Source organism: Acidovorax sp. GW101-11A03, from assembly GCF_059424825.1.
Genome location: NZ_JBWKZU010000045.1, coordinates 1 through 19,412, shown reverse-complemented (window position 1 = coordinate 19,412; position 19,412 = coordinate 1). Strand labels below are relative to the sequence as shown.

Genomic DNA, 19,412 nt, shown 5'->3' with positions numbered 1-19,412 from the left:
GGCTGCATCAGGGGCGGGGTTCGGCCAGGGCCGCCGCGGAACTGGCTTTGCCAGGCCGCTGGCGGCGTCCCCCTGGGGGGAAGGCGCCGCAGGCGACTCAGGGGGGGTTACCGAACACTGGTTTCGAGGGTCTGGTCGCGGGTGAACTTGAAGCGCGCCACCATGGCGATCTGATCTGCCTTCTTGCGCATGTCGGCGCCGAAGGCGCCAAAGGGCCCGGCGGCACGGGCAATGGCCTCGGCGCGGCGGTCCAGGGTGCTGTTGCCCGAGCCTTGCACCACCTCGGTGCCCAGCACGCGGCCGTCGTGGTTGACGGTGACGATCATGGTCAGCTCGCCATACAGCTTGCGCCCGGCCTGTTCGGGGAAGTTCTCGGTGCCCTTGTCCTCGACCTTGCGGCGCAGCGCGTCGTAATAGATGGCGTAGGCCTCTTCGCGCGTCGCGGGGCTGATGTAGCGCTTCTTGGGGCGCGAATTTTCTTCGTTGATGCGCTTTTCGATCTCGGCCAGCAGCTTGACGAGCTGGCGGCGCTTTTCCTGCTCGTTCGCCTGGTCGGCGCTCTGGCTGGGCTTGCGCGGGTCGGGCTCGGGCATGGTGGCGAGCTGCTTGCGCAGCTGGGCCAGCAGTTGCGCCTGCTGCTCCTGCATCGCGTCCATCTTGCGCTGCGCTTCCTCGAAGTCGTCGCCCACGGCCGTGAGGGCGGTGTAGGGCAGGGGGCTGGTGGCGCGGCCTTTTTCGGCATCGCCGCCGCCCGCCAAGCTGGCCTGGGCAATCGCCTGGGCCTTGTCGGGGCGCTCGTTGGACTTGGCGTTGACCAGGATGACTTCGAGCGGCGTGTCCTGGAACACGCGGTTGAAGCCTTCGGGTTCGATGAAGCGCACGGAAATGAGCGCAGCGTGCACGGCCACCGAGAAACCCAGCGCGAGCTGCAGCGTGCTGACGGTGCGGAGGAAGGCAGGGAGTTTCATCGCCGGCAATTATCAGGGGCGTGGTCAGGGGGTGGGAGCGGCCGCTACGGCTTCAGCGGGTGCTTCGTTCACATCCACCGCGATGGCAATCGGGCCGGCCACGGTGTCGTCGTCTTCGTCCGCATCTTCCACCGGGCCGTCGTCGCTGCTGTCCGCCGGGTCGTCCAGGCGCTCAATCACGGTGCCGTGGATGTCGAGGGTGATCTCGTCCACTTCGCCCAGCTTCACCTTCAGGCGCGCGCCGCGCGGCAGGTTCTGCGCGCCCAGCACGGGGAAGACCAGCGGGATGTCGTCCGCCCGTACCAGGAAGCTGCCGCCCGGGCCTTCCTTGAACACGGTGGCGTTCAGCTCGGTGATGCCGTTCTGCTCCACATACTTGAGCGTCCAGAAGCGCTCCATGCCGGCCTGGTAGCCGTTGTAGGCGCTGTAGGCGGCGTCGAAGCTGCTGATGATGGAGAACAGGTCGGCGTCCTTGGGCTTGAAGGGCGCGGCCAGCGCGGCGGTCTTGCCGTGGCGGGCGCAGGCAATGATCTGCCACTGGTTGACCAGGTCGGTGTAGCGGCGCAGGGGCGAGGTGGCCCACGAGTACGCCTTCACGCCGATGCCCGCATGCGGCAGCGCCTTGGTGCCCATGCGCACCTTCACGCCCGGCGCCATGCTGGCCTGGCTGCGGTAAATGCCGGGCACGCCCAGCTCCGCCATCCAGCTGCCCCAGGTGCTGTTGGCCACGATCATGGCCTCGGCCACGATCAGGTCGAGCGGCGCGCCGCGCTGGCGCACGCTGATCTGCACTTGTTCATCGCCCGTGGGCTCGGCACCGTTGTTGCCGACCAGGCGGAAGTTGTAGTCCGGCCGGTTGAAGTTCTCGGGCTTGCCGCGCACCACTTCACGGCGGGCCTTGAGGTCCTTGGCCAGGCGGTGCAAAAAGGATAGCTGTCCACGCAAGTCAGACAGGCGGTGGGGGTCGTTTTGATGCTCAAACGCCGGGTTGGTGAGCCATTCTTCCGTCACCACGCTGTCGAGCTGGTCGTGGCGCAGGTTGGCGGCGATGTGCACGCGCTCCAGCTTGGTCTCGGAGCTTTTGAACTCCAGCGTGGCTTCGTCGATGGTGACGTACAGCGACACGGCCGGGTTGGCGCGGCCTTCATCGAGCGTGTAGGTCTGCACCACGTCGTCGGGCAGCATGGTGATCTTGTAGCCCGGCATGTAGACCGTGGACAGGCGCGCACGGCCGAGCTGGTCAATCGCGCTGCCGGGCTGGATGGCCAGGCCGGGTGCGGCGATGTGGATGCCCAGCACCACGGTACCGGTGCCCAGGCCCTGGACGGACAACGCATCGTCGATTTCGGTGGTCTGCGAATCGTCGATGGAGTAGGCCTGAGCGGGCGACAGGGGCAGCTCGTCCGCAATGACCGGGGCTGTGACGGCCGGGAAATTCGTGCCCTTGGGGAAGTTCTCGAACAGGAAGCGCTTCCAGTGGAATTGGTAGGCCGAGTCTATGGCGCCTGCCTTTTGCAGCAGGTCGAGTGGCGCGGTGTGCGTGGCGCGGCTGGCCTCGACCACGGCCTTGTACTCGGGCGCGTTCTTGTCGGGCTTGAACAGAATCTTGTAGAGCTGGTCGCGGATGGGTTGAGGGCATTCGCTCCGGCCCAGCTGGGCTGCCCATTCGTCGATCTGCGCCAGGATCGCCTTCTTCTTCTCGATGGCGGCCAGCGCCTGCTGCAGGATCTCGGCCGAGGCCTTCTTGAACCGGCCCTTGCCCGCGCGGCGGAAATAGTGCGGCGCGTCGTACAAGCGGAACAGCGCACCGGCCTGCTGGGCCAGGGTGGCGTTCTCGGAAAAATAGTCGCGCGCCAGGTCGGCGAAGCCGAACTCGTCCTCGGGCGCGAATTCCCAGGCCAGGTCCAGCTCGATGGTCTCGGCCACGGCCTGGGCCTGGGCAATGAGTTCTGCCGGGGCGGGTTTTTCGAACTTCAGAAGGATGTGGGCGGCCTTGACCTTGACCCGTTTGCCCGAATCCAGCTCGACCTGGGCGGATGTGTCGGCTTCCGACAGGATACGGCCGGCGAGAAATTTACCGGCTTCTTCAAACAGTGCATGCATGGCAGGGATTGTCCCATGGGCGGCGCAGGGCGCCCGGATGCTGGGCGCGCAAGCCACCCCCTATGATGCGCACCACCTCGCCGGCATCGCACCAGCGCTGAACCCCTTCTGAGTGAGCCCCATGCTTTTTGACGCTGTTGCCGCACCACTGTTTCTGGTGGCTCTGACGCTGCCATTTGTTTTTGGCTACACAGAAGCCCCGGTTTTCAATTTCTGGCCTGTGGTGGCTTCGTGGTCGTGCGGCTTGGTGATTTTCCTGTTGATGGGGGCCCGCTCGTGGCATGCGCGCGCCTCCGAGGGGGGATATGCAGCCCGCGCGGATGCCCGGACCTTCGTGGCGTCGCACCTGGCGCTCGGTCTGGTGCTGGCGGGTGTGCTGGGTGGCGGTATCGGGCTGGCGCAGTTTTTTGGTGGCGATCTGGGGCTGTCTCCCTGGGTGCACGCCTCTGCACCGGGCCAGGCGATCGGCAACCTGCGCCAGCGCAACCAGCAGGCCTCGTTGCTGAGCATGGGGGTGTGGGCCTTGTTGTGGCTGGTGGTCCAGCTCCAGGCGCGGATCGAAGGTGGCGACCAGGCCAGCGCGGCACCAAGCGCCCTGCTTGGCGGGGGGCGGGCATGGCCCTCCTGGCTGGTGGGGTTGCTGCTGGCCTGGGGCTTGGCCCTGCTGGCCATAGCCAGTGCAGCCACGGCATCGCGCACAGGTGCCCTGCAGTGGCTGCTGGTGGTGTGCATGCTGTTGGTTTGGAGCCGCCGTGGGGGTCGCGTGGCGCTGGTGCTGTCGCTGGTTGGCGTGCTGATGTACATCGCGGCAGCCTGGCTGCTGCCACGCCTGTTGCTGGAGTGGACCGGCTTCAGTACCGATGGCCTCTTCACACGCATCCTCGGCGACGAGCAGGGCTGCAACAGCCGCCGCGTTCTGTGGGCGAATGTGCTGCACCTGATCGCGCAAAAACCGTGGCTGGGCTGGGGCTGGGGTGAGCTGGACTACGCGCACTACATCACGTTGTTCCCCGGTGAGCGGTTCTGTGTGCTGCTGGACAACGCCCACAACCTGCCTTTGCAGCTGGCCGTGGAGCTGGGACTGCCGGTGGCCTTGCTGGTGTGTGTGTTGGTGCTGGCCTGGGTGGTGTGTGCACGGCCCTGGGCCGAAACCGATCCTGTGCGCCAACTGGCCTGGGGTGTACTGGCCGTTGTGGGTGTGCACAGTATGCTGGAATTTCCACTCTGGTACGGGCCTTTCCAGCTGGCCTCGGTGTTGGCAATGGCCCTGCTGCTGTGGCCGCAGACCTTGCCTGACTGGGCATACTCTCGTGCCACCAAAGCCGCAGCCACGCTGGTACTGGTGGGCGCCGCCGGAGTGGGCGCGCTGGTGCTGTGGGAGCACTACCGGGTTGGCATGCTTTACAAGCCTGTGGCGCTGCGGCCTGCCGCCTACCAGGAAGACACCATGTCCAAGGTGTCCGACACCCTGTTTTTCTCGGACCAGGTGGATTTCGCGTTGTTGTCCACCATCGGGCTCACCCGCGAGACCGCCCCGCAGATCAACCTGCTGGCGCGGGAGTTGTTGCATTTCTCGCCCGAACCCCGCGTCATCCAGGCGCTGATCGAGAGCGCCGTGCTGCTGGGCAAAGACGATGAGGCCGCGTTTCATATGAAGCGCTACCGCATTGCCTACCCGGCGGAGTACGAGCGCTGGAAAGGGCCGGGGGCTGCCAGTGCGTCGAGGGCTCGGTAGCGCATTTTTTTGCCTTGGTTCGGGGTTGAGGCTCAGGCCAGGTCCAGAAACTCCACCACCTGCGGCAGGTACTCGGCAAAGTTGCCCAGCGCATGGTCCCCGCCCTCTTGCACAATCTGCCGCGCCTCGGGGTACCTCCCCGCCATCTCGCGCCAGTCGAGCACTTCGTCTCCCTTCGCAATGATGGCCAGCTCCGGGCCCGCCGGGGGGCGGCCGCGCATGTCCAGGGCCTGCAGTTCGGTGATGTACTCGGGCAGAAAGTAAAAGCGCTCCTCGGGGTTTTGCCACGTGGTCTGCTCGCCGATGTAGCGGGCCAGGTCGCGGGCCGGGTCCACGGCGGGGTTCAGCATCACGCTGGGACAGCCCGTGTGCTGCGCCACCCAGCTGGCATAGAACCCGCCCAGCGACGACCCCACCACCGCCATGGCCGCGCGCGGCCAGGTGGCAATGCCCTCTGCCACCAGCGCCATGGCCGCCCGTGGCGAGGGTGGCAACTGCGGGCACCAGAAAGTGACTGCCGGGTGGTGCTGGGCCACATGCGCCGCCATCTGGCGGGCCTTGGCCGACAGGGGCGAGGAGCGGAAACCGTGCAGGTACAAAAGGTGCGTGGTGGCCATCAGGAGACAAAAAAAGCGAGAAAAACGCGGGGCAGGGGAATCACTGCTCCAGACCGGGCGGCGCAGGCATAAGATGGGGGTATCAAATCGTAACCACGGGGCGCCATGCAGCGCGGCGCCTTGATTCGCTCCCTGCACCATGCCCGATTTTGCCCCGTTCTCCACCACCCGACGTTGGGCGCTCGGATCAGGCGACAAGCCTCCCGCCACACTGGGCCGGTTTGAGCTGAAAAAGCAGCTGGGCCGGGGTGCGCAGGCCACGGTGTGGCTGGCGGTGGACCCGCGCCTGCAGCGCGAGGTGGCCATCAAGCTCATGCGGCCCTTGCAGGACCAGGACCCTTCGGTGCTGGAGCAGTGGCTGCGCGAGGCGCGCCATGTGGGGCGCCTGGCCCATCCGAACATCGTGCCCGTGTTCGAGGCCGATGTGCAGGGCCTGCAGCCCTACATCGTGTTCGAATACGTGCCCGGCCGCACATTGGCGGAGCATCTGGCCCAGCAGGGGCGGTGCACGCCGCACGATGCGGTGGCGCTGATGGTGGATGTCCTTGACGGCCTGCAGGCCGCGCACCAGGCGGGCATCGTGCACCGCGACCTCAAGCCCTCCAACATCATGGTCGATGCCCAGCGCCATGCGCGGGTGATGGACTTTGGCATGGCGGCCCCCGTGCAGGCCGCGCCCGATGCGCAACTGGCCAGCGGCACACCGGCCTACATGGCCCCGGAGGCTGCCGCAGGCGCTGCCCCCACCCCTGCGATGGATGTGTACTCCGCCGCCCTGGTGCTGGTCGAGCTGCTCTCGGGCAAGCCGCTGATCCACCAGAAGGACACCTGGCAGGCGCTGTACCGTCTGGCGAACGAAGACCTGGCCCTGCCCGAAGACCTGGGGCCGGGCGTGGACGACGGCCTGCGCGCCATCCTGCAGCGTGGCATGGCGCGCGACCCCGGCCAGCGCTACGCCTCGGCGGCAGAGTTTCGCGACGCGCTGCGCGCCTGGGCCGCCCCGGCCAGTGCCCCCACAGCCGCGAGCAATGCCACGCTGGACTTCTTGCTGCGGCGCATGCGCCACAAAAGTGATTTCCCGGCGCTGTCGGATTCGGTTGCGCGCATCCAGCGCGTGGCCAACTCGGAAGACGACAGCATCAGCGACCTCACGCACGAGATCCTCAAGGACGTGGCGCTGACCAACAAGCTGCTGCGCCTGGTCAACAGCGTGCACTACGCCCATGCCAGCCGGGGCACCATCAGCACCGTGTCGCGTGCGGTGAGCCTGGTGGGTTTCAACGCGGTGCGCAACATGGCGCTGAGTCTGGTGCTGCTGGACCATATGCAGGACAAGCAGCATGCCAGCCAGATGCGCGAGGAGTTCCTGCGCGCGATGATGGCGGGCTCGGTGGCCGCCGAGCTGTGCGGGGCCAGCCAGGCAGCCGAGGAAGCCTTCATCGGCGCCATGTTCCAGAACCTGGGGCGCATGCTGTGCGAGTTCTACTTTCCGGAAGAAGCGCGCCAGGTGCGCAGCCTGGTGGCCTCGGGGCGCATGGAAGGGGGCGAGGAATCGGCCTCCCTGCAGGTGCTGGGGCTGGGGTTCGAGGACCTGGGCGTGGGCGTGGCCCGCGTCTGGGGTCTGCCAGAGAGCCTGCAGCGCTGCATGCGCAAGCCGCTGGGCTCACCCACACAGCGCGCGCCCGAACAGGGCGCGGAGCGCATGCGCTGGGCGGCCATGGCGGCCAACGAGGTGGCCAGCACGCTGCTGTTTGGCGATCCTGCCCAGATGGAGGCCCAACTGGGCCAGGTCGGTACCCGGTACGCCCGCCCCCTGGCCCTGTCGGCCGAGTCGATTGCCGAGGCCACTTTGCGTGCGCGCCACAAGCTGGTGGCGCTGGCCGAGGCGCTGGACCTGCGGGTGGCGCCCGACACCCCCGCTGCCCGGCTGCTGCGGCTGCCGCAGCCTGCTGGTGCCCAGCCAGTGGTTGAGGATGCCCTGGGCTCCCACGAGTTGCGCCCCAGCGAAACTCCGCCCCTGCCGGCCGTGCTCGAATCCCAGGCGGGCGGTGCGGTGTCGGTGGCGCAGGTCAACGAAGTGCTGGCGGCAGGCATCCAGGACATCACCAACGCCATGGTCGAGAGCTTCCAGCTCAACGATGTGCTGCGCATGATCCTGGAGACCATGTTCCGGGCGCTGGGCTTTCGGCGCATGGTGTTTTGCCTGCGCGACCCCAAGACGGAGGTGCTGACCGGCCGTTTTGGCCTGGGCGAAGGCAGCGAGGCCGCCGTGCGCGCCATGAAGGTGCCGCTGAAGGCCCAGGGCGACCTGTTTGCCGCCGTGTGCCTGCGCGGCGCCGACACGCTGATCAACGACGCCACCGAGCCGCGCATGCAGGCGCGTTTGCCGCAGTGGTACCGCACGGGGCTCAATGCCCCCTCATTCCTGCTGCTGCCGCTGCAGATCAAAGGCCAGACCTTTGCCCTGATCTATGCCGACCAGACGGTGGCGGGCGGTATTGTGGTGGACGACAAGGCCCTGGGCCTGCTGCGCACCCTGCGCAACCAGGCGGTGATGGCCTTCCGGCAGGCGGGGTGACGGCGCAGGGGGCAGGTGCCACGTTGTCCCGGCCATCCGATAATCGGGGGATGGCCGTCGTATTTGAAAAGCCCACGCTGTCTCAGCGCCTTGTTCCCCTTTTCCGTGGGTTCGACCTTCCCCTCATTCTGGTGGTGGCTCTGCTGACCTGCGCGGGCCTGACGGCCATGTACTCCTCGGGCTTCGACCACGGCACCCGATTTGCCGACCACGGGCGCAACATGCTGATTGCGGGAGCTATCCTTTTTGTAGTGTCCCAGGTGCCGCCGCAAAAGATCATGGCCTGCGCCGTACCGCTGTACGCAGCGGGCGTGGCGCTGCTGGTGGCGGTGGCGCTGTTCGGCATCACCAAGAAGGGGGCTACACGTTGGATCAACGTGGGCATCGTCATCCAGCCCAGCGAAATCCTCAAGATTGCGATGCCGCTGATGCTGGCCTGGTGGTTCCAGAAGCGCGAGGGCACCTTGCGCCCGCTGGATTTTGTGGCGGCGGGGCTGCTGCTGGTGGTGCCGGTGGGCCTGATCATGAAGCAGCCCGACCTGGGGACCTCGCTGCTGGTGCTGGCGGCGGGCCTGTCGGTGATCTTCTTTGCCGGCCTGTCCTGGAAACTGGTGCTGCCGCCGGTGCTCATTGGCGGCCTGGGCATTGCCATCCTGGTGATCATGGGCGATGCGTGGTGCGCGGACGGGGTGCGCTGGCCCGTGCTGCACGATTATCAGCAGCAGCGCATCTGCACGCTGCTGGACCCCACCCGCGACCCGCTGGGCAAGGGCTTCCACATCATCCAGGGCATGATCGCCATCGGCTCGGGGGGCGTGTGGGGCAAGGGCTTCATGGCTGGCACGCAGACCCACCTGGAGTTCATCCCCGAGCGCACCACCGACTTCATCTTCGCCGCCTATTCCGAGGAGTTTGGCCTCGCAGGCAACCTGTTCCTGATCGTCTGCTTCCTGCTGCTCGTCTGGCGCGGCCTGGCGATTGCCGTGGGAGCCACCAGCCTGTTCGGGCGCCTGATGGCAGGTGCCGTGTCGATGATCTTCTTCACCTATGCCTTCGTGAACATGGGCATGGTCAGTGGCATTCTGCCCGTGGTGGGGGTGCCGCTGCCCTTCATCAGCTATGGCGGCACGGCCATGGTCACGCTGGGGCTGGCGCTGGGCATCCTGATGTCGGTGGCTCGAGCGCAGAAGCAGGACACCAAGGACCCTCGGGCGGCGCTTTAGGGGCTGATTGCTATCCCCTGCGAGACCGCAGGTTCGCTCATGGCCGGGTCTGGCGCAGGGGCTTGTGTGGCGTTGCGTGCGCCGGGCCTTCCGGTTACAAAGCGGCTGCCAACTGTGTTTTGGCAACCTCTGGAGGTACTCCCATGGCGTCGAAGTTCGAGCTGAAGAAGTCCAAGAATGACAAGTTTGTGTTCAACCTCCTGGCGGGCAACGGGCAGGTCATCCTGACCAGCGAGATGTACGACTCCAAGGCCAGCGCGCTCAACGGCATTGAGTCCGTCAAGAAGAATGCGCCCAACGACGGCCGCTATGGACGGCTCTGTGCCAAGGACGGCTCCCCCTACTTCACGCTCAAGGCGGCCAACGGCCAAGTGATCGGCCAAAGCCAGATGTACTCCGGTGAAAAGGCGCGCGACGCGGGCATCGAGTCCGTCCAGCAGAACGCCCCTGGCGCGCCAACCAGCGACCTGACAGCGGCAGGCTGAGGGGCTGAAGCCTGGGTGCGGGCGCTGCCGCCCGTGCCCTTGCGCCCGTGCGGGCATGGCCGGGCGCCTAAAATGCCCCGATGACTTTCCGCACTCCCACTGCCGCCCCCCAGCGCGCGGCAACCAGCCAGCGCATCGATGTTGCCCGTGAACTGCTGCTGACCCCCTTCGGCCTCGACGAAAGCCACCTGGCCCGAGCTCTGGCCGAGATCCGTGCCCACCAGGTGGACGATGCCGACCTGTACTTCCAGTACACGCGCAGCGAAGGCTGGAGCCTGGAGGAAGGCATCGTCAAGACGGGCTCCTTCAGCATCGACCAGGGCGTGGGTGTGCGTGCCGTGAGCGGCGAGAAGACGGCCTTTGCGTATTCCGACGACATCTCCGAGGCATCGCTGCTGGACGCGGCCCGCACTGTGCGGTCTATTTCGGCCTCTGCGCGCGCTGGTAAAGCAAAGATCGCTACTAAAAAAGTAGCATTGAGCCGCAGCCTGTACCCGGGTGTGGACCCGATCGCTTCGCTGGACAGCACGGCCAAGGTCGCGCTGCTGGAGCGGCTGGAGCAACGCGCCCGCGCCAAGGACCCGCGCGTGGCCCAGGTCATGGCGGGCTTGGCCAGCGAGTACGACGTGGTGCTGGTGGCCCGTGCCGATGGCACCCTGGCAGCCGATGTGCGTCCGCTGGTGCGCCTGTCGGTCACGGTGATCGCCGAGCAGAACGGCCGCCGCGAAATGGGCTCGGCCGGTGGCGGCGGGCGTTTTGGCCTGGCCTACTTCGACGACGAGCAGATGGGCAAGTATGTGGACGAAGCCGTGAATGCCGCCCTGGTCAACCTTGAATCGCGCCCCGCGCCGGCGGGCGAGATGACGGTGGTGCTGGGTTCGGGCTGGCCCGGCATCCTGCTGCACGAGGCCGTGGGCCACGGGCTGGAGGGCGACTTCAACCGCAAGGGCTCCAGCGCCTTCAGCGGCCGCATCGGCCAGCGTGTGGCGGCCAAGGGTGTCACGGTGCTGGACGATGGCACCATCGCCGACCGCCGGGGCTCGCTCAATGTGGACGACGAGGGCCACGCCAGCCAGCGCAACGTGCTGATCGAGGACGGCATCCTCAAAGGTTACATTCAGGACAGCCTCAACGCGCGCCTGATGGGCGTGGCGCCCACCGGCAATGGCCGCCGCGAGAGCTATGCCCACATCCCCATGCCCCGCATGACCAACACCTACATGCTGGGCGGCGACAAGGATCCACAGGAAATCATCGCCAGCATCAAGAAGGGCCTGTACGCCAGCAACTTTGGTGGCGGCCAGGTGGACATCACCTCGGGCAAGTTCGTGTTCTCGGCCAGTGAGGCCTACTGGGTCGAGAACGGCAAGATCCAGTACCCCGTGAAGGGCGCCACCATCGTGGGCAGCGGCCCCGAGTCGCTCAAGAAGGTCACCATGATCGGCAACGACATGCGCCTGGACAGCGGCGTGGGCACCTGTGGCAAGGAAGGCCAGAGCGTGCCCGTGGGCGTGGGCCAACCCACGCTGCGCATCGAGGGGTTGACGGTGGGCGGGACGGCCTGAGATAGGGCGCGGGGGCGCCCGTGTGTTGCGCGCTCCCACCACCAGTGCTGAGCAGACGGTGCAAAGCGCTGTGCTAGCCCACAGGCAGCGCAAAATGGGAGCCACCATGCCTGCCACGCGTCCCAGCCAACTGCTGACACTCCAGTCGTTTGGGGACATCAGCCGTTTTCTGCGGGAAGGTGTCGCCGACGAAGACTCGCGCCAATTGCGCGACAGCCTGGGTGCGCTGTCCATGCAGATCGACGAAGCAGTTCGCGCCCGCCGCACCAGTACGGACACGACCGAGATCACGCGGCGCGTTGTGGCGCTGTCGCACTGCGCAAGAGAGCACCAGCTGTTCTTGACGGGCCTGGGCTCCGCCTGGCATGCGCTGTACGAGTTTGGTGCCTACCAGCGCGCGTTGCGCGACTTGCGCAATGCCATTGCCGACTGGCAGCAGATGCTGGAGCGCCGCAGCACCCGCGAAAGCGCGAGTTTTGACCACTTCGAGCTGCTGGCATGGCGCACGCTGGGCGAGGCGCTGTTGCTGGTGGATATGTACGAGCACCAGAGCGATCCTCTCAGCGACCTTCAGGAGGTGCCGCCGCGCAAGGTGTCAGCGCTGCAGCGCATGCAGGCCTGGTTGCGCCGCTTGCGAAGCTGAGGCACAAGCCTGGGCATTCGGTTTTAAATGGTGCAGGTTGTCGTGCAATCGCAACAGTCTGGGGTTGCTGCACTGCCGCACTCCTGTGCTACATTGGCTGCCATGCAAGTTCGCAGCGCGTTTTATTTTTGGTTTTTTATCTCGGTCCCCGGCGGATGAGAGGAAAACGCGCAAGCAAACACAACCTCCCCATACCAACCGCCGACGCTGCAAAGCCCGGCGGTTTTTGTTTTTCAGCCCTCCCGTTTTTCCATCCACTCCAACCGACTCCACGAGGAAGCAACCATGACGGTCTCCAACACCCCCACCAGCGATGCCTGGTACCGCAGCGTCGAGAAAACCAGCCAGACCGACGACGAACGTATCAAGGACATCACCGTGTTGCCTCCTCCCGAGCATCTGATCCGCTTCTTCCCCATCGGCGGTACGCCGGTGGAGACGCTGATCACCCAGACCCGCAAGAACATCCACAACATCATGGCTGGCAAGGACGACCGCCTGCTGGTCATCATCGGCCCCTGTTCCATCCATGATCCCGCTGCTGCGGTGGACTACGCACGCCGCCTGATGGCCGTGCGCACGCAGTACGCCGACACCCTTGAAATTGTGATGCGTGTGTATTTCGAGAAGCCACGCACCACCGTCGGCTGGAAGGGCCTCATCAACGACCCCTACCTGGACGAGAGCTACCGCATCGACGAGGGCCTGCGCATTGCGCGCCAGTTGCTGATCGAGATCAACCGCCTGGGCATGCCTGCAGGCAGCGAGTTCCTCGACGTGATTTCGCCCCAGTACATCGGCGACCTCATCAGCTGGGGCGCGATTGGTGCACGCACCACCGAAAGCCAGGTGCACCGTGAACTGGCCTCGGGCATCTCCGCGCCCATCGGCTTCAAGAATGGCACGGACGGCAACATCCGCATCGCCACCGACGCCATCCAGTCGGCCAGCCGGGGCCACCACTTCCTGTCGGTGCACAAGAACGGCCAGGTTGCCATCGTCAACACCAAGGGCAACAAGGACTGCCACGTGATCCTGCGCGGCGGCAAGACGCCCAACTACGACGCCGCCAGTGTGGCCGCTGCCTGCAAGGACCTCGAAGCCGCCAAACTGCCCGCCACGCTGATGGTGGATTGCAGCCATGCCAACAGCAGCAAGCAGCATGAAAAGCAGCTTGAAGTGGCGCGTGACGTTGCGGCGCAATTGGCGGGCGGCTCGCGCAGCGTGTTCGGTCTCATGATCGAAAGCCACCTCACCGCCGGGGCCCAGAAGTTCACCCCAGGCAAGGACGATGCGAGCAAGCTGGAATACGGCAAAAGCATCACTGACGCCTGCCTGGGCTGGGACGATTCGCTGCAGGCGTTGGCAGAACTGTCTAACGCTGTGAAAGCGCGCCGCGCGCGCTGAGTGCCTGCGCAGCGACTGGCTCTAAACTGAGACCCCAGAAGATTGCACATCCCGTGCAGTTCAGGGCTTTATGGGCCTCTTGGATGGGTCCTTGGAGCAAGTCCGCAGTTCAGAAGAAAGGTGAGTCACCATGCATAGCGAAGTGTCGGTCAAGCTGACCGGAGATCAAGAGTTCCGTTTTGACCTGGAGGGCGCAGAGCCCATGGGCCACGAGGCAGGTCGGCGCTGGCTGGATGAGCAATTCATCTCGCTGGACTGCGAACCATTACGCGCCAGCGGCAAGGTGCTGTTGGCCGACAAGGTGCTCACCGTGGCCCGCGCCGCAGGGGCGCCGCTGATGCAAGACGCCGCCTGGTCGCGCGACTTTGCGCGCGCTGCCAGCGCTGCGCTGGCCAAGCCCATCGTGCGGGTGGATGTGCCGGGCATGGCAGTGACTTTCTGATTTTTTGCCTGATGGGCAGTCTGCGGATGCATCGATGGCGTTCTCCCTGACGGTGCAGAAACTTGCATAGCCATTTGCTAACGAATTTTTTGGGCCATCGGATTTTTTACTGCAGGTACGGGTTTTCCCGTGCGCTGCACATTTACCGTTCGACGATTTCGTTTCCATGTGTTTCACTTTCAAAACAGTGAAATTCCAAGGGAATGAGCTATGTACTCGGAGGCGGTTCAGTCGAGCCATCCAGCCTCGCAGCAGGCGGCCTGTAGAGACTATCTGCTCGACTGTTTACTCATTACAGCTCGCTGCCACGGCGAAACGCTGACCCGTGATGCAATCATGGCGGGGCTGCCTGCCAACAAGGCACGGCTTACCCCTGGGCTGTTCGCCCGTGCGGCCCGCAGGGCGCGGTTCAGTTCCCAACTGGTGCGAAGCCCGCTTGTGCGGCTCAACCCGGCGTTGTTGCCAGCAATTTTGTTGCTGCGCGATGGAAGCGCGTGCGTACTGACTGGGTGGGATGCCCAGCAAACTGTAGCGCACGTGATCTATACCGATTTGCCCGACAGCCAAGTCGTGGTGGACCGCGTCGCCCTGGAGGCGCTCTACAGTGGTTCCTCCATCTACTTGCGGCCGACCATGCGTTTTGATGCTCGGGCTCCGCAAGTTCATGCTGGCCGCCAAGGGCACTGGTTCTGGAGTGTCATAGCGGAGAACAGAGGGCTGTATCGGGACGTGCTGCTGGCGGCGTTCATTGCCAACTTGCTTGCCCTGGGGTTGCCCATTTTTGTTCGAGTGGTGTATGACCGGGTGGTTCCCAACAACGCACTTGACACACTGTGGGTGCTGGCGGTGGGACTAATGGTTGTGCTGGTGGGAGATTTGGTGCTGCGCATCCTGCGCAGTCGTTTTGTGGATCTGGCCAGCAGTCGTGCTGACATTCGTTTGTCCGCGTTGATCATGGAGCGTGTGCTGGGCATGAGGATGGAGCTGCGCACCACGTCGGCTGGCTCCTTTGCCGCAAACCTGCGCGCTTTTGAGGCCGTTCGGGACTTCATCGGATCGGCCACGGTGATCGCCTTTATTGACCTGCCTTTCGCGCTGATTTTCATGGCGGTCATCGCATGGATAGCTCCGCCCATGTTGATCCCCCTGGTTGTTGGATGCGCCTTCATGCTGCTCTTCTCCCTTGGTGTTCAAAGGCAGATGCGTCGCCTTTCCGAAACTGCCCATAGAGCGGGTGCGCAGCGCAACGCCACGTTGATAGAAGGGCTCGTGGGTATGGAGACGCTTAAGACCTTGGGGGCAGAGGCTGTCGTGCAACGCAAATGGGAGCAGAGCGTCGCCTTGCTTTCACGGGTGGGGGTCCAGTTGCGATTCCTGTCCACATCGGTCATGCAAAGCTCCTCCTTCGTACAGCAGTTAATCAGTTTGGTAATCGTGATCATTGGCGTTTACATGATCGCGGACAAGCAACTCACCATCGGTGGCCTGATCGCGTGCACCATGCTCGCGTCCCGGGCTATGGTTCCAGTGGGGCAAGTGGCCGGCTTGCTGGTTCAGTACCATGCGGCGTCTACTGCGCTCAGCTCCCTTGACGAGGTGATGCAGCGCGAGGTGGAGCGTCCGGAAGGGGCGGGTTTCATCAGCCGTGGCGCTCTGCTCGGTGCCATAGAGTTCCGTGATGTCAGCTTCACCTATCCGGGGCAGCAAGTGCCCGCTTTGCGCAAGCTGTCTTTTTCCATCCAGCCCGGGGAGCGGGTTGCGATTCTTGGACGCATTGGCTCCGGGAAGACCACCTTGGAAAAGCTGATTCTGGGGTTGTACCGCCCGTCAGAAGGGGCTGTTCTCATCGATGGCATTGACCACCGTCAACTGGACCCGGCAGAACTGCGTCGGCAGATTGGTTGTGTGCAGCAGGACGTCATGCTGTTTTATGGCACTTTGCGCGAGAACATCACCATGGGAGCCCCGCTGGCCGATGACGCAGAGGTGATCAAAGCGGCAGAAGTGGCGGGTATCCTGGACTTGGTCAATGGGCATCCGCAAGGTTTTGACATGGTGGTGGGAGAGCGCGGTGAGTCCCTCTCCGGTGGTCAGCGCCAGGGGGTTGCCATTGCGCGTGCCGTCATCAATGACCCTGCGATCCTGCTGCTCGACGAACCAACGTCTGCCATGGATCACTCCAGCGAAGAGGGGATCAAAAAGCGCTTGAGCGCTTTTAGCCAGGGCAAGACCTTGATTCTTGTCAGTCACCGGGTGTCGTTGCTTGACATGGTGGATCGCATCATAGTGATGGACGCCGGGCGCATAGTGGCGGACGGACCCAAGGACCAGGTTGTCACTGCCCTGCGGCAGGGCCGCATTGGAAAGGCGGCATGAACATGACCGCCAGTGCAGAACACGGTGCTTATGAAGCACGGCACCATGCAAGCCAAAGCGCCACAGTTGCAGGCGAAGGGTTGTTTGGGCGATTTCTGCAACGCGTGGCAAGGTCAAACCACGGGCCGATTGATGCGGAGGGCGATGCTGATTGGGCCCGGCTGCAGCAAGAGCCACTTCGGGCCCGCCTTCTCTTGAGGTTTGCTGCACTGATCGTTTTGGTGCTGCTGGGTTGGGCGGCGGTATCCCCGATTGACGAGGTAACTCGTGGAGATGCGAAAGTGGTTCCATCCAGTCAAGTACAGATAGTGCAGAGCGTGGACGGCGGCGTGGTGGAGTCGTTGCTGGTGCGTGAAGGTCAAGTGGTAGAGGCGGGTCAGCTTTTGATGAGTGTGGATCCCACACGGTTTGTGTCCAACATGCTGGAGAGTCGCGCCAGCCAGTTGGCGTTGCAGGCAAAAGCCTTGCGGCTGCAAGCTTTGACGCGGGGCTTGGCTTTTAACCCTTCACCTGAGTTGCAGCGTGATGCGCCAGAGATTGTGGCGCAGGAGCGGCGACTTTATGAGTCTCGTCGCGAGGAGATCAGTGCGCAGATATCGATCTCGCAAAATCAATTGATGCAGCGCCGCCAGGAATTGAATGAGGTACGGGCGCGTTTGGCACAGGCCAATCAGGGTATGGCATACCTGCAGCAGGAGTTGAGCGCCACCCGCCCCATGGTCAAAACCGGGGCGGTGTCAGAGGTCGAAGTTTTGCGGTTGGAGCGGGATGTATCCCGACTCAAAGGCGACCAGGAGCAGGCCACCGCCCAGATGTCCCGCGTGCAAGCCGCAATCCAGGAGGCAGAACGCCGCATTGAAGAGGTTCAACTGACTGCGCGCAATCAGATGAGCGCTGAGTTGTCAGAAACCATGAGCAAGCTTTCAAGCCTGTCAGAGGGCGGGCGGGCGCTTGCCGACAAAGTCAAACACGCTGAAATCAGGTCCCCCGTACGAGGTACCGTGAAGCGTGTGCTGGTGAACACCGTGGGCGGGGTGGTGCAGCCTGGCAAAGAGGTTCTGGAAATTGTGCCGCTGGATGACACCCTGATCCTTGAGGCCAAAATTTCGCCCAAGGACATTGCCTTCCTTGGCCCGGGGCAAAAGGCACTGGTGAAGTTCACGGCCTACGACTTTTCTATTTACGGTGGGCTCGATGCCGACGTGATCGGCATTGGCGCTGATTCACTCGTGGATGACAAAGGCAACGCTTTTTATCTGGTGCGGGTGCGTACCCACAAACCCAGCCTGGGGGACAGCCAGCCCATCATCCCTGGAATGGTGGCGCAGGTTGACATTCTCACTGGCAAGAAGACGATCCTGTCTTATCTGCTGAAGCCCGTCCTTCGAGCCAAGGCCAATGCACTGTCCGAACGATGAAAACCAGACATTGTTTTCTCACCGGGGCTCTGGTGAATGTGCCAGCCCGTTGGTACCAGGCGTTCCCTGAGGGCATTGCTTTGCCTGGCCCGCCGTTGCCTCCGCACGAACCGCCGAGCCCGGACAGCCCAGCCTCGGCAGGCGTAACTGTGGTGTGGGTGCCCGTCGCCCACACGAACTGGATGGAATGGCTGTTGCAGCTGTCAAGAGAAGCTCCCGCATGCCACCCTGTGGTTCTATCGGCGATGCCTGAGGATCAGGAGGCACTGCTTGCGTTGCAAGCGGGTGCAAAAGGATATGTCCATTTGCACTCCTCGCCCTCCTTGTTTAGGGAGGTGGCTGTTGTTGTAGAGCACGGCGGTCTATGGCCAGGGGCGGGTTTGGTGGCCCGGTTTCTTGCAGCCACGACCAACTTGCTGCAACGCAGCGAAACCGCGGGACGTGGTGACATTTCGATGCTGTCGGCCCGCGAAAGCCAAGTGGCCAAGGCCGTAGCTGCGGGGCTCTCCAACAAAGAAGTGGCATCACGCTTGAACATTTCAGAGCGGACCGTCAAAGCACATCTGGGCGCTGTGTTTGAGAAGCTGGAGGTGCGTGACAGGCTTCAACTGGCGCTCTTCCTGTCTGCTGGTGCTCGCACACCTCGCAAGGCTGGCGCGGAGGGCGGTGATGCCTGATAAGCACCCCAATCCAAACCCCCTCAGTGAGACCGATGCCAGCCTTGCCCGGGTGACGGAAGATCTGATCAATCTCCTTGTTGAGCGAGGGGTGATCCGATTTACAGATTTGCCGCAGGCCGCCCAGGACAAACTGCTAGCCAGGCAACAAACCCGGTCTCATCTGGCCAATAGTTTGCGTCTGCTGAGTGATGAGGGTGAGGACGGCCTCTTGTGAGCAACGGGGTTTCTGCCACCGTGTTCTGTCTCTGCTCGATCAGTCTGGTTGTTGCCGGTGCGCTGTCCTTTTTATCGCTCGCGCATGCGGGGTAAGCCGAAGTTGTACTTCAGTCCAATAGCCAGCCTTGCGTTACAGGGCTAACCTGCGTCCCATCTGCTGGGATGGATGCATTGAGCATTCCAAGCCATGCGGTTGTGGAGACGATCATGACTCAAATCGCTACCGTTGTTGCTGTCGTCGGGACCGCTTTTGCTACTGACACAGCGGGGATTCGCCACCAAGTGCAAGTTGGCGAGTCTCTGCAACTTGGGGATGTCATTGTTACCCTGGGAGACTCTCGCATTGAGTTGCAAATGAGCGACGGCGATGTTTTTCAGATGGCTGCGAATGAGAACGTGAAGCTCGATGACAGCATGGTGGAAGCGCCTGGAGGTACCCCTGCCGCAGAGAACAGCGTAGCCGATGGCAGCATTCAGGCTGTGATTGAGGCCCTGCAGCGTGGGGGTGACCTGGATGAATTGGAAGCCACCGCGGCGGGCGGCGGTGGCGGTGGCGGTGGCGGTGGCCATGGCTTTGTGCAGTTGCTGCGCAATGGGGAAGAGACCGATGGGGTGGAGTACCAGTTCGGTTTTGAACCCCAAGCAGCGGCGGCTTTGGTTGGCTCGGGTGATGCATTCATTGAGTCCGATGCAGATGCCGATGCAGATGCCGATGCAGATGCAGATGCCGATGCAGATGCCGATGCAGATGCCGATGCAGATGCCGATGCAGATGCCGATGCCGATGCAGATGCCGATGCAGATGCCGATGCAGATGCAGATGCCGATGCCGATGCAGATGCAGATGCCGATGCAGATGCCGATGCAGATGCCGATGCAGATGCAGATGCCGATGCAGATGCAGATGCCGATGCAGATGCCGATGCAGATGCCGATGCAGATGCCGATGCAGATGC

16 protein-coding genes are annotated in these 19,412 nt (G+C 63.8%); 13 read left to right on the top strand and 3 right to left on the bottom strand.

What is annotated here, in order from left to right; translation table 11 throughout:
• Positions 1-107 precede the first annotated feature (107 nt).
• Entirely contained in the window at positions 108-968 is an 861-nt protein-coding gene (locus AC07Z7_RS17785; RefSeq protein WP_494767098.1) for an energy transducer TonB, read from the bottom strand.
• Between the two features lie 24 nt (positions 969-992).
• Positions 993-3,071: a ribonuclease catalytic domain-containing protein gene (locus AC07Z7_RS17780; RefSeq protein ID WP_494767097.1), complete on the bottom strand. Its 2,079-nt coding sequence runs from the start codon at positions 3,069-3,071 to the stop codon at positions 993-995.
• A gap of 121 nt (positions 3,072-3,192) precedes the next feature.
• Between AC07Z7_RS17780 and AC07Z7_RS17775 the strand changes: the two genes are divergently transcribed.
• The gene (locus AC07Z7_RS17775; RefSeq protein ID WP_494767096.1) at positions 3,193-4,806 is read left to right on the top strand and encodes a Wzy polymerase domain-containing protein; all 1,614 of its coding nucleotides are present in this window, start codon (positions 3,193-3,195) and stop codon (positions 4,804-4,806) included.
• Between the two features lie 32 nt (positions 4,807-4,838).
• Here the strand turns inward: AC07Z7_RS17775 and AC07Z7_RS17770 are convergent, their stop codons facing one another.
• Positions 4,839-5,423: a YqiA/YcfP family alpha/beta fold hydrolase gene (locus AC07Z7_RS17770; protein ID WP_494767095.1), complete on the bottom strand. Its 585-nt coding sequence runs from the start codon at positions 5,421-5,423 to the stop codon at positions 4,839-4,841.
• 139 nt (positions 5,424-5,562) lie between these two features.
• On the opposite strand from AC07Z7_RS17770, the gene AC07Z7_RS17765 reads away from it, so the two are divergent.
• The 12 genes from AC07Z7_RS17765 to AC07Z7_RS17710 all read left to right on the top strand — a co-directional run.
• Positions 5,563-8,001 carry a protein kinase domain-containing protein gene (locus AC07Z7_RS17765; RefSeq protein WP_494767094.1) on the top strand — a complete coding sequence of 813 codons (2,439 nt, stop codon included), beginning with the start codon at positions 5,563-5,565 and terminating at the stop codon, positions 7,999-8,001.
• A gap of 50 nt (positions 8,002-8,051) precedes the next feature.
• On the top strand, positions 8,052-9,224 hold the full coding sequence (gene rodA / locus AC07Z7_RS17760; RefSeq protein WP_094291514.1) for a rod shape-determining protein RodA: 1,173 nt from the start codon (positions 8,052-8,054) through the stop codon (positions 9,222-9,224).
• A gap of 143 nt (positions 9,225-9,367) precedes the next feature.
• On the top strand, positions 9,368-9,709 hold the full coding sequence (locus AC07Z7_RS17755) for a YegP family protein (protein ID WP_094291513.1): 342 nt from the start codon (positions 9,368-9,370) through the stop codon (positions 9,707-9,709).
• A gap of 80 nt (positions 9,710-9,789) precedes the next feature.
• Positions 9,790-11,274, top strand: coding sequence for a metalloprotease TldD (gene tldD / locus AC07Z7_RS17750; RefSeq protein WP_494767093.1), 1,485 nt, complete (start codon positions 9,790-9,792; stop codon positions 11,272-11,274).
• A 106-nt stretch (positions 11,275-11,380) separates the two neighbouring features.
• On the top strand, positions 11,381-11,917 hold the full coding sequence (locus AC07Z7_RS17745) for a hypothetical protein (RefSeq protein ID WP_494767092.1): 537 nt from the start codon (positions 11,381-11,383) through the stop codon (positions 11,915-11,917).
• A 285-nt stretch (positions 11,918-12,202) separates the two neighbouring features.
• Positions 12,203-13,324, top strand: coding sequence for a 3-deoxy-7-phosphoheptulonate synthase (locus tag AC07Z7_RS17740; RefSeq protein ID WP_494767091.1), 1,122 nt, complete (start codon positions 12,203-12,205; stop codon positions 13,322-13,324).
• A 130-nt stretch (positions 13,325-13,454) separates the two neighbouring features.
• Positions 13,455-13,766 carry a hypothetical protein gene (locus AC07Z7_RS17735; RefSeq protein ID WP_094291510.1) on the top strand — a complete coding sequence of 104 codons (312 nt, stop codon included), beginning with the start codon at positions 13,455-13,457 and terminating at the stop codon, positions 13,764-13,766.
• Positions 13,767-13,976: 210 nt separating this feature from the next.
• Positions 13,977-16,142: a type I secretion system permease/ATPase gene (locus AC07Z7_RS17730; protein WP_494767090.1), complete on the top strand. Its 2,166-nt coding sequence runs from the start codon at positions 13,977-13,979 to the stop codon at positions 16,140-16,142.
• The gene (locus AC07Z7_RS17725; protein ID WP_494767089.1) at positions 16,139-17,560 is read left to right on the top strand and encodes an HlyD family type I secretion periplasmic adaptor subunit; all 1,422 of its coding nucleotides are present in this window, start codon (positions 16,139-16,141) and stop codon (positions 17,558-17,560) included. Before AC07Z7_RS17730 ends, AC07Z7_RS17725 begins: the two co-directional genes overlap by 4 nt.
• Before the next feature lie 182 nt (positions 17,561-17,742).
• The gene (locus AC07Z7_RS17720) at positions 17,743-18,237 is read left to right on the top strand and encodes a response regulator transcription factor (protein WP_494767088.1); all 495 of its coding nucleotides are present in this window, start codon (positions 17,743-17,745) and stop codon (positions 18,235-18,237) included.
• Positions 18,230-18,454, top strand: a complete 225-nt coding sequence (locus AC07Z7_RS17715) for a hypothetical protein (RefSeq protein WP_094291506.1) — start codon at positions 18,230-18,232, stop codon at positions 18,452-18,454. Before AC07Z7_RS17720 ends, AC07Z7_RS17715 begins: the two co-directional genes overlap by 8 nt.
• Positions 18,455-18,618: 164 nt before the next feature.
• The coding region (locus AC07Z7_RS17710; protein WP_494767087.1) for a retention module-containing protein at positions 18,619-19,412 on the top strand (794 nt) is incomplete at its 3' end.

Excerpts from the sequence above, each read along its gene's own strand:
- AC07Z7_RS17715 (WP_094291506.1), top strand. The coding sequence starts at position 18,230 with ATGCCTGATAAGCACCCCAATCCAAACCCCCTCAGTGAGACCGATGCC.
- AC07Z7_RS17725 (WP_494767089.1), top strand. The coding sequence starts at position 16,139 with ATGAACATGACCGCCAGTGCAGAACACGGTGCTTATGAAGCACGGCAC.
- AC07Z7_RS17755 (WP_094291513.1), top strand. The coding sequence starts at position 9,368 with ATGGCGTCGAAGTTCGAGCTGAAGAAGTCCAAGAATGACAAGTTTGTG.
- AC07Z7_RS17740 (WP_494767091.1), top strand. The coding sequence starts at position 12,203 with ATGACGGTCTCCAACACCCCCACCAGCGATGCCTGGTACCGCAGCGTC.
- AC07Z7_RS17730 (WP_494767090.1), top strand. The coding sequence starts at position 13,977 with ATGTACTCGGAGGCGGTTCAGTCGAGCCATCCAGCCTCGCAGCAGGCG.
- tldD (WP_494767093.1), top strand. The coding sequence starts at position 9,790 with ATGACTTTCCGCACTCCCACTGCCGCCCCCCAGCGCGCGGCAACCAGC.
- AC07Z7_RS17775 (WP_494767096.1), top strand. The coding sequence starts at position 3,193 with ATGCTTTTTGACGCTGTTGCCGCACCACTGTTTCTGGTGGCTCTGACG.
- AC07Z7_RS17770 (WP_494767095.1), bottom strand. The coding sequence starts at position 5,423 with ATGGCCACCACGCACCTTTTGTACCTGCACGGTTTCCGCTCCTCGCCC.
- rodA (WP_094291514.1), top strand. The coding sequence starts at position 8,052 with ATGGCCGTCGTATTTGAAAAGCCCACGCTGTCTCAGCGCCTTGTTCCC.
- AC07Z7_RS17785 (WP_494767098.1), bottom strand. The coding sequence starts at position 968 with ATGAAACTCCCTGCCTTCCTCCGCACCGTCAGCACGCTGCAGCTCGCG.
- AC07Z7_RS17720 (WP_494767088.1), top strand. The coding sequence starts at position 17,743 with ATGGAATGGCTGTTGCAGCTGTCAAGAGAAGCTCCCGCATGCCACCCT.
- AC07Z7_RS17780 (WP_494767097.1), bottom strand. The coding sequence starts at position 3,071 with ATGCATGCACTGTTTGAAGAAGCCGGTAAATTTCTCGCCGGCCGTATC.
- AC07Z7_RS17745 (WP_494767092.1), top strand. The coding sequence starts at position 11,381 with ATGCCTGCCACGCGTCCCAGCCAACTGCTGACACTCCAGTCGTTTGGG.
- AC07Z7_RS17735 (WP_094291510.1), top strand. The coding sequence starts at position 13,455 with ATGCATAGCGAAGTGTCGGTCAAGCTGACCGGAGATCAAGAGTTCCGT.
- AC07Z7_RS17765 (WP_494767094.1), top strand. The coding sequence starts at position 5,563 with ATGCCCGATTTTGCCCCGTTCTCCACCACCCGACGTTGGGCGCTCGGA.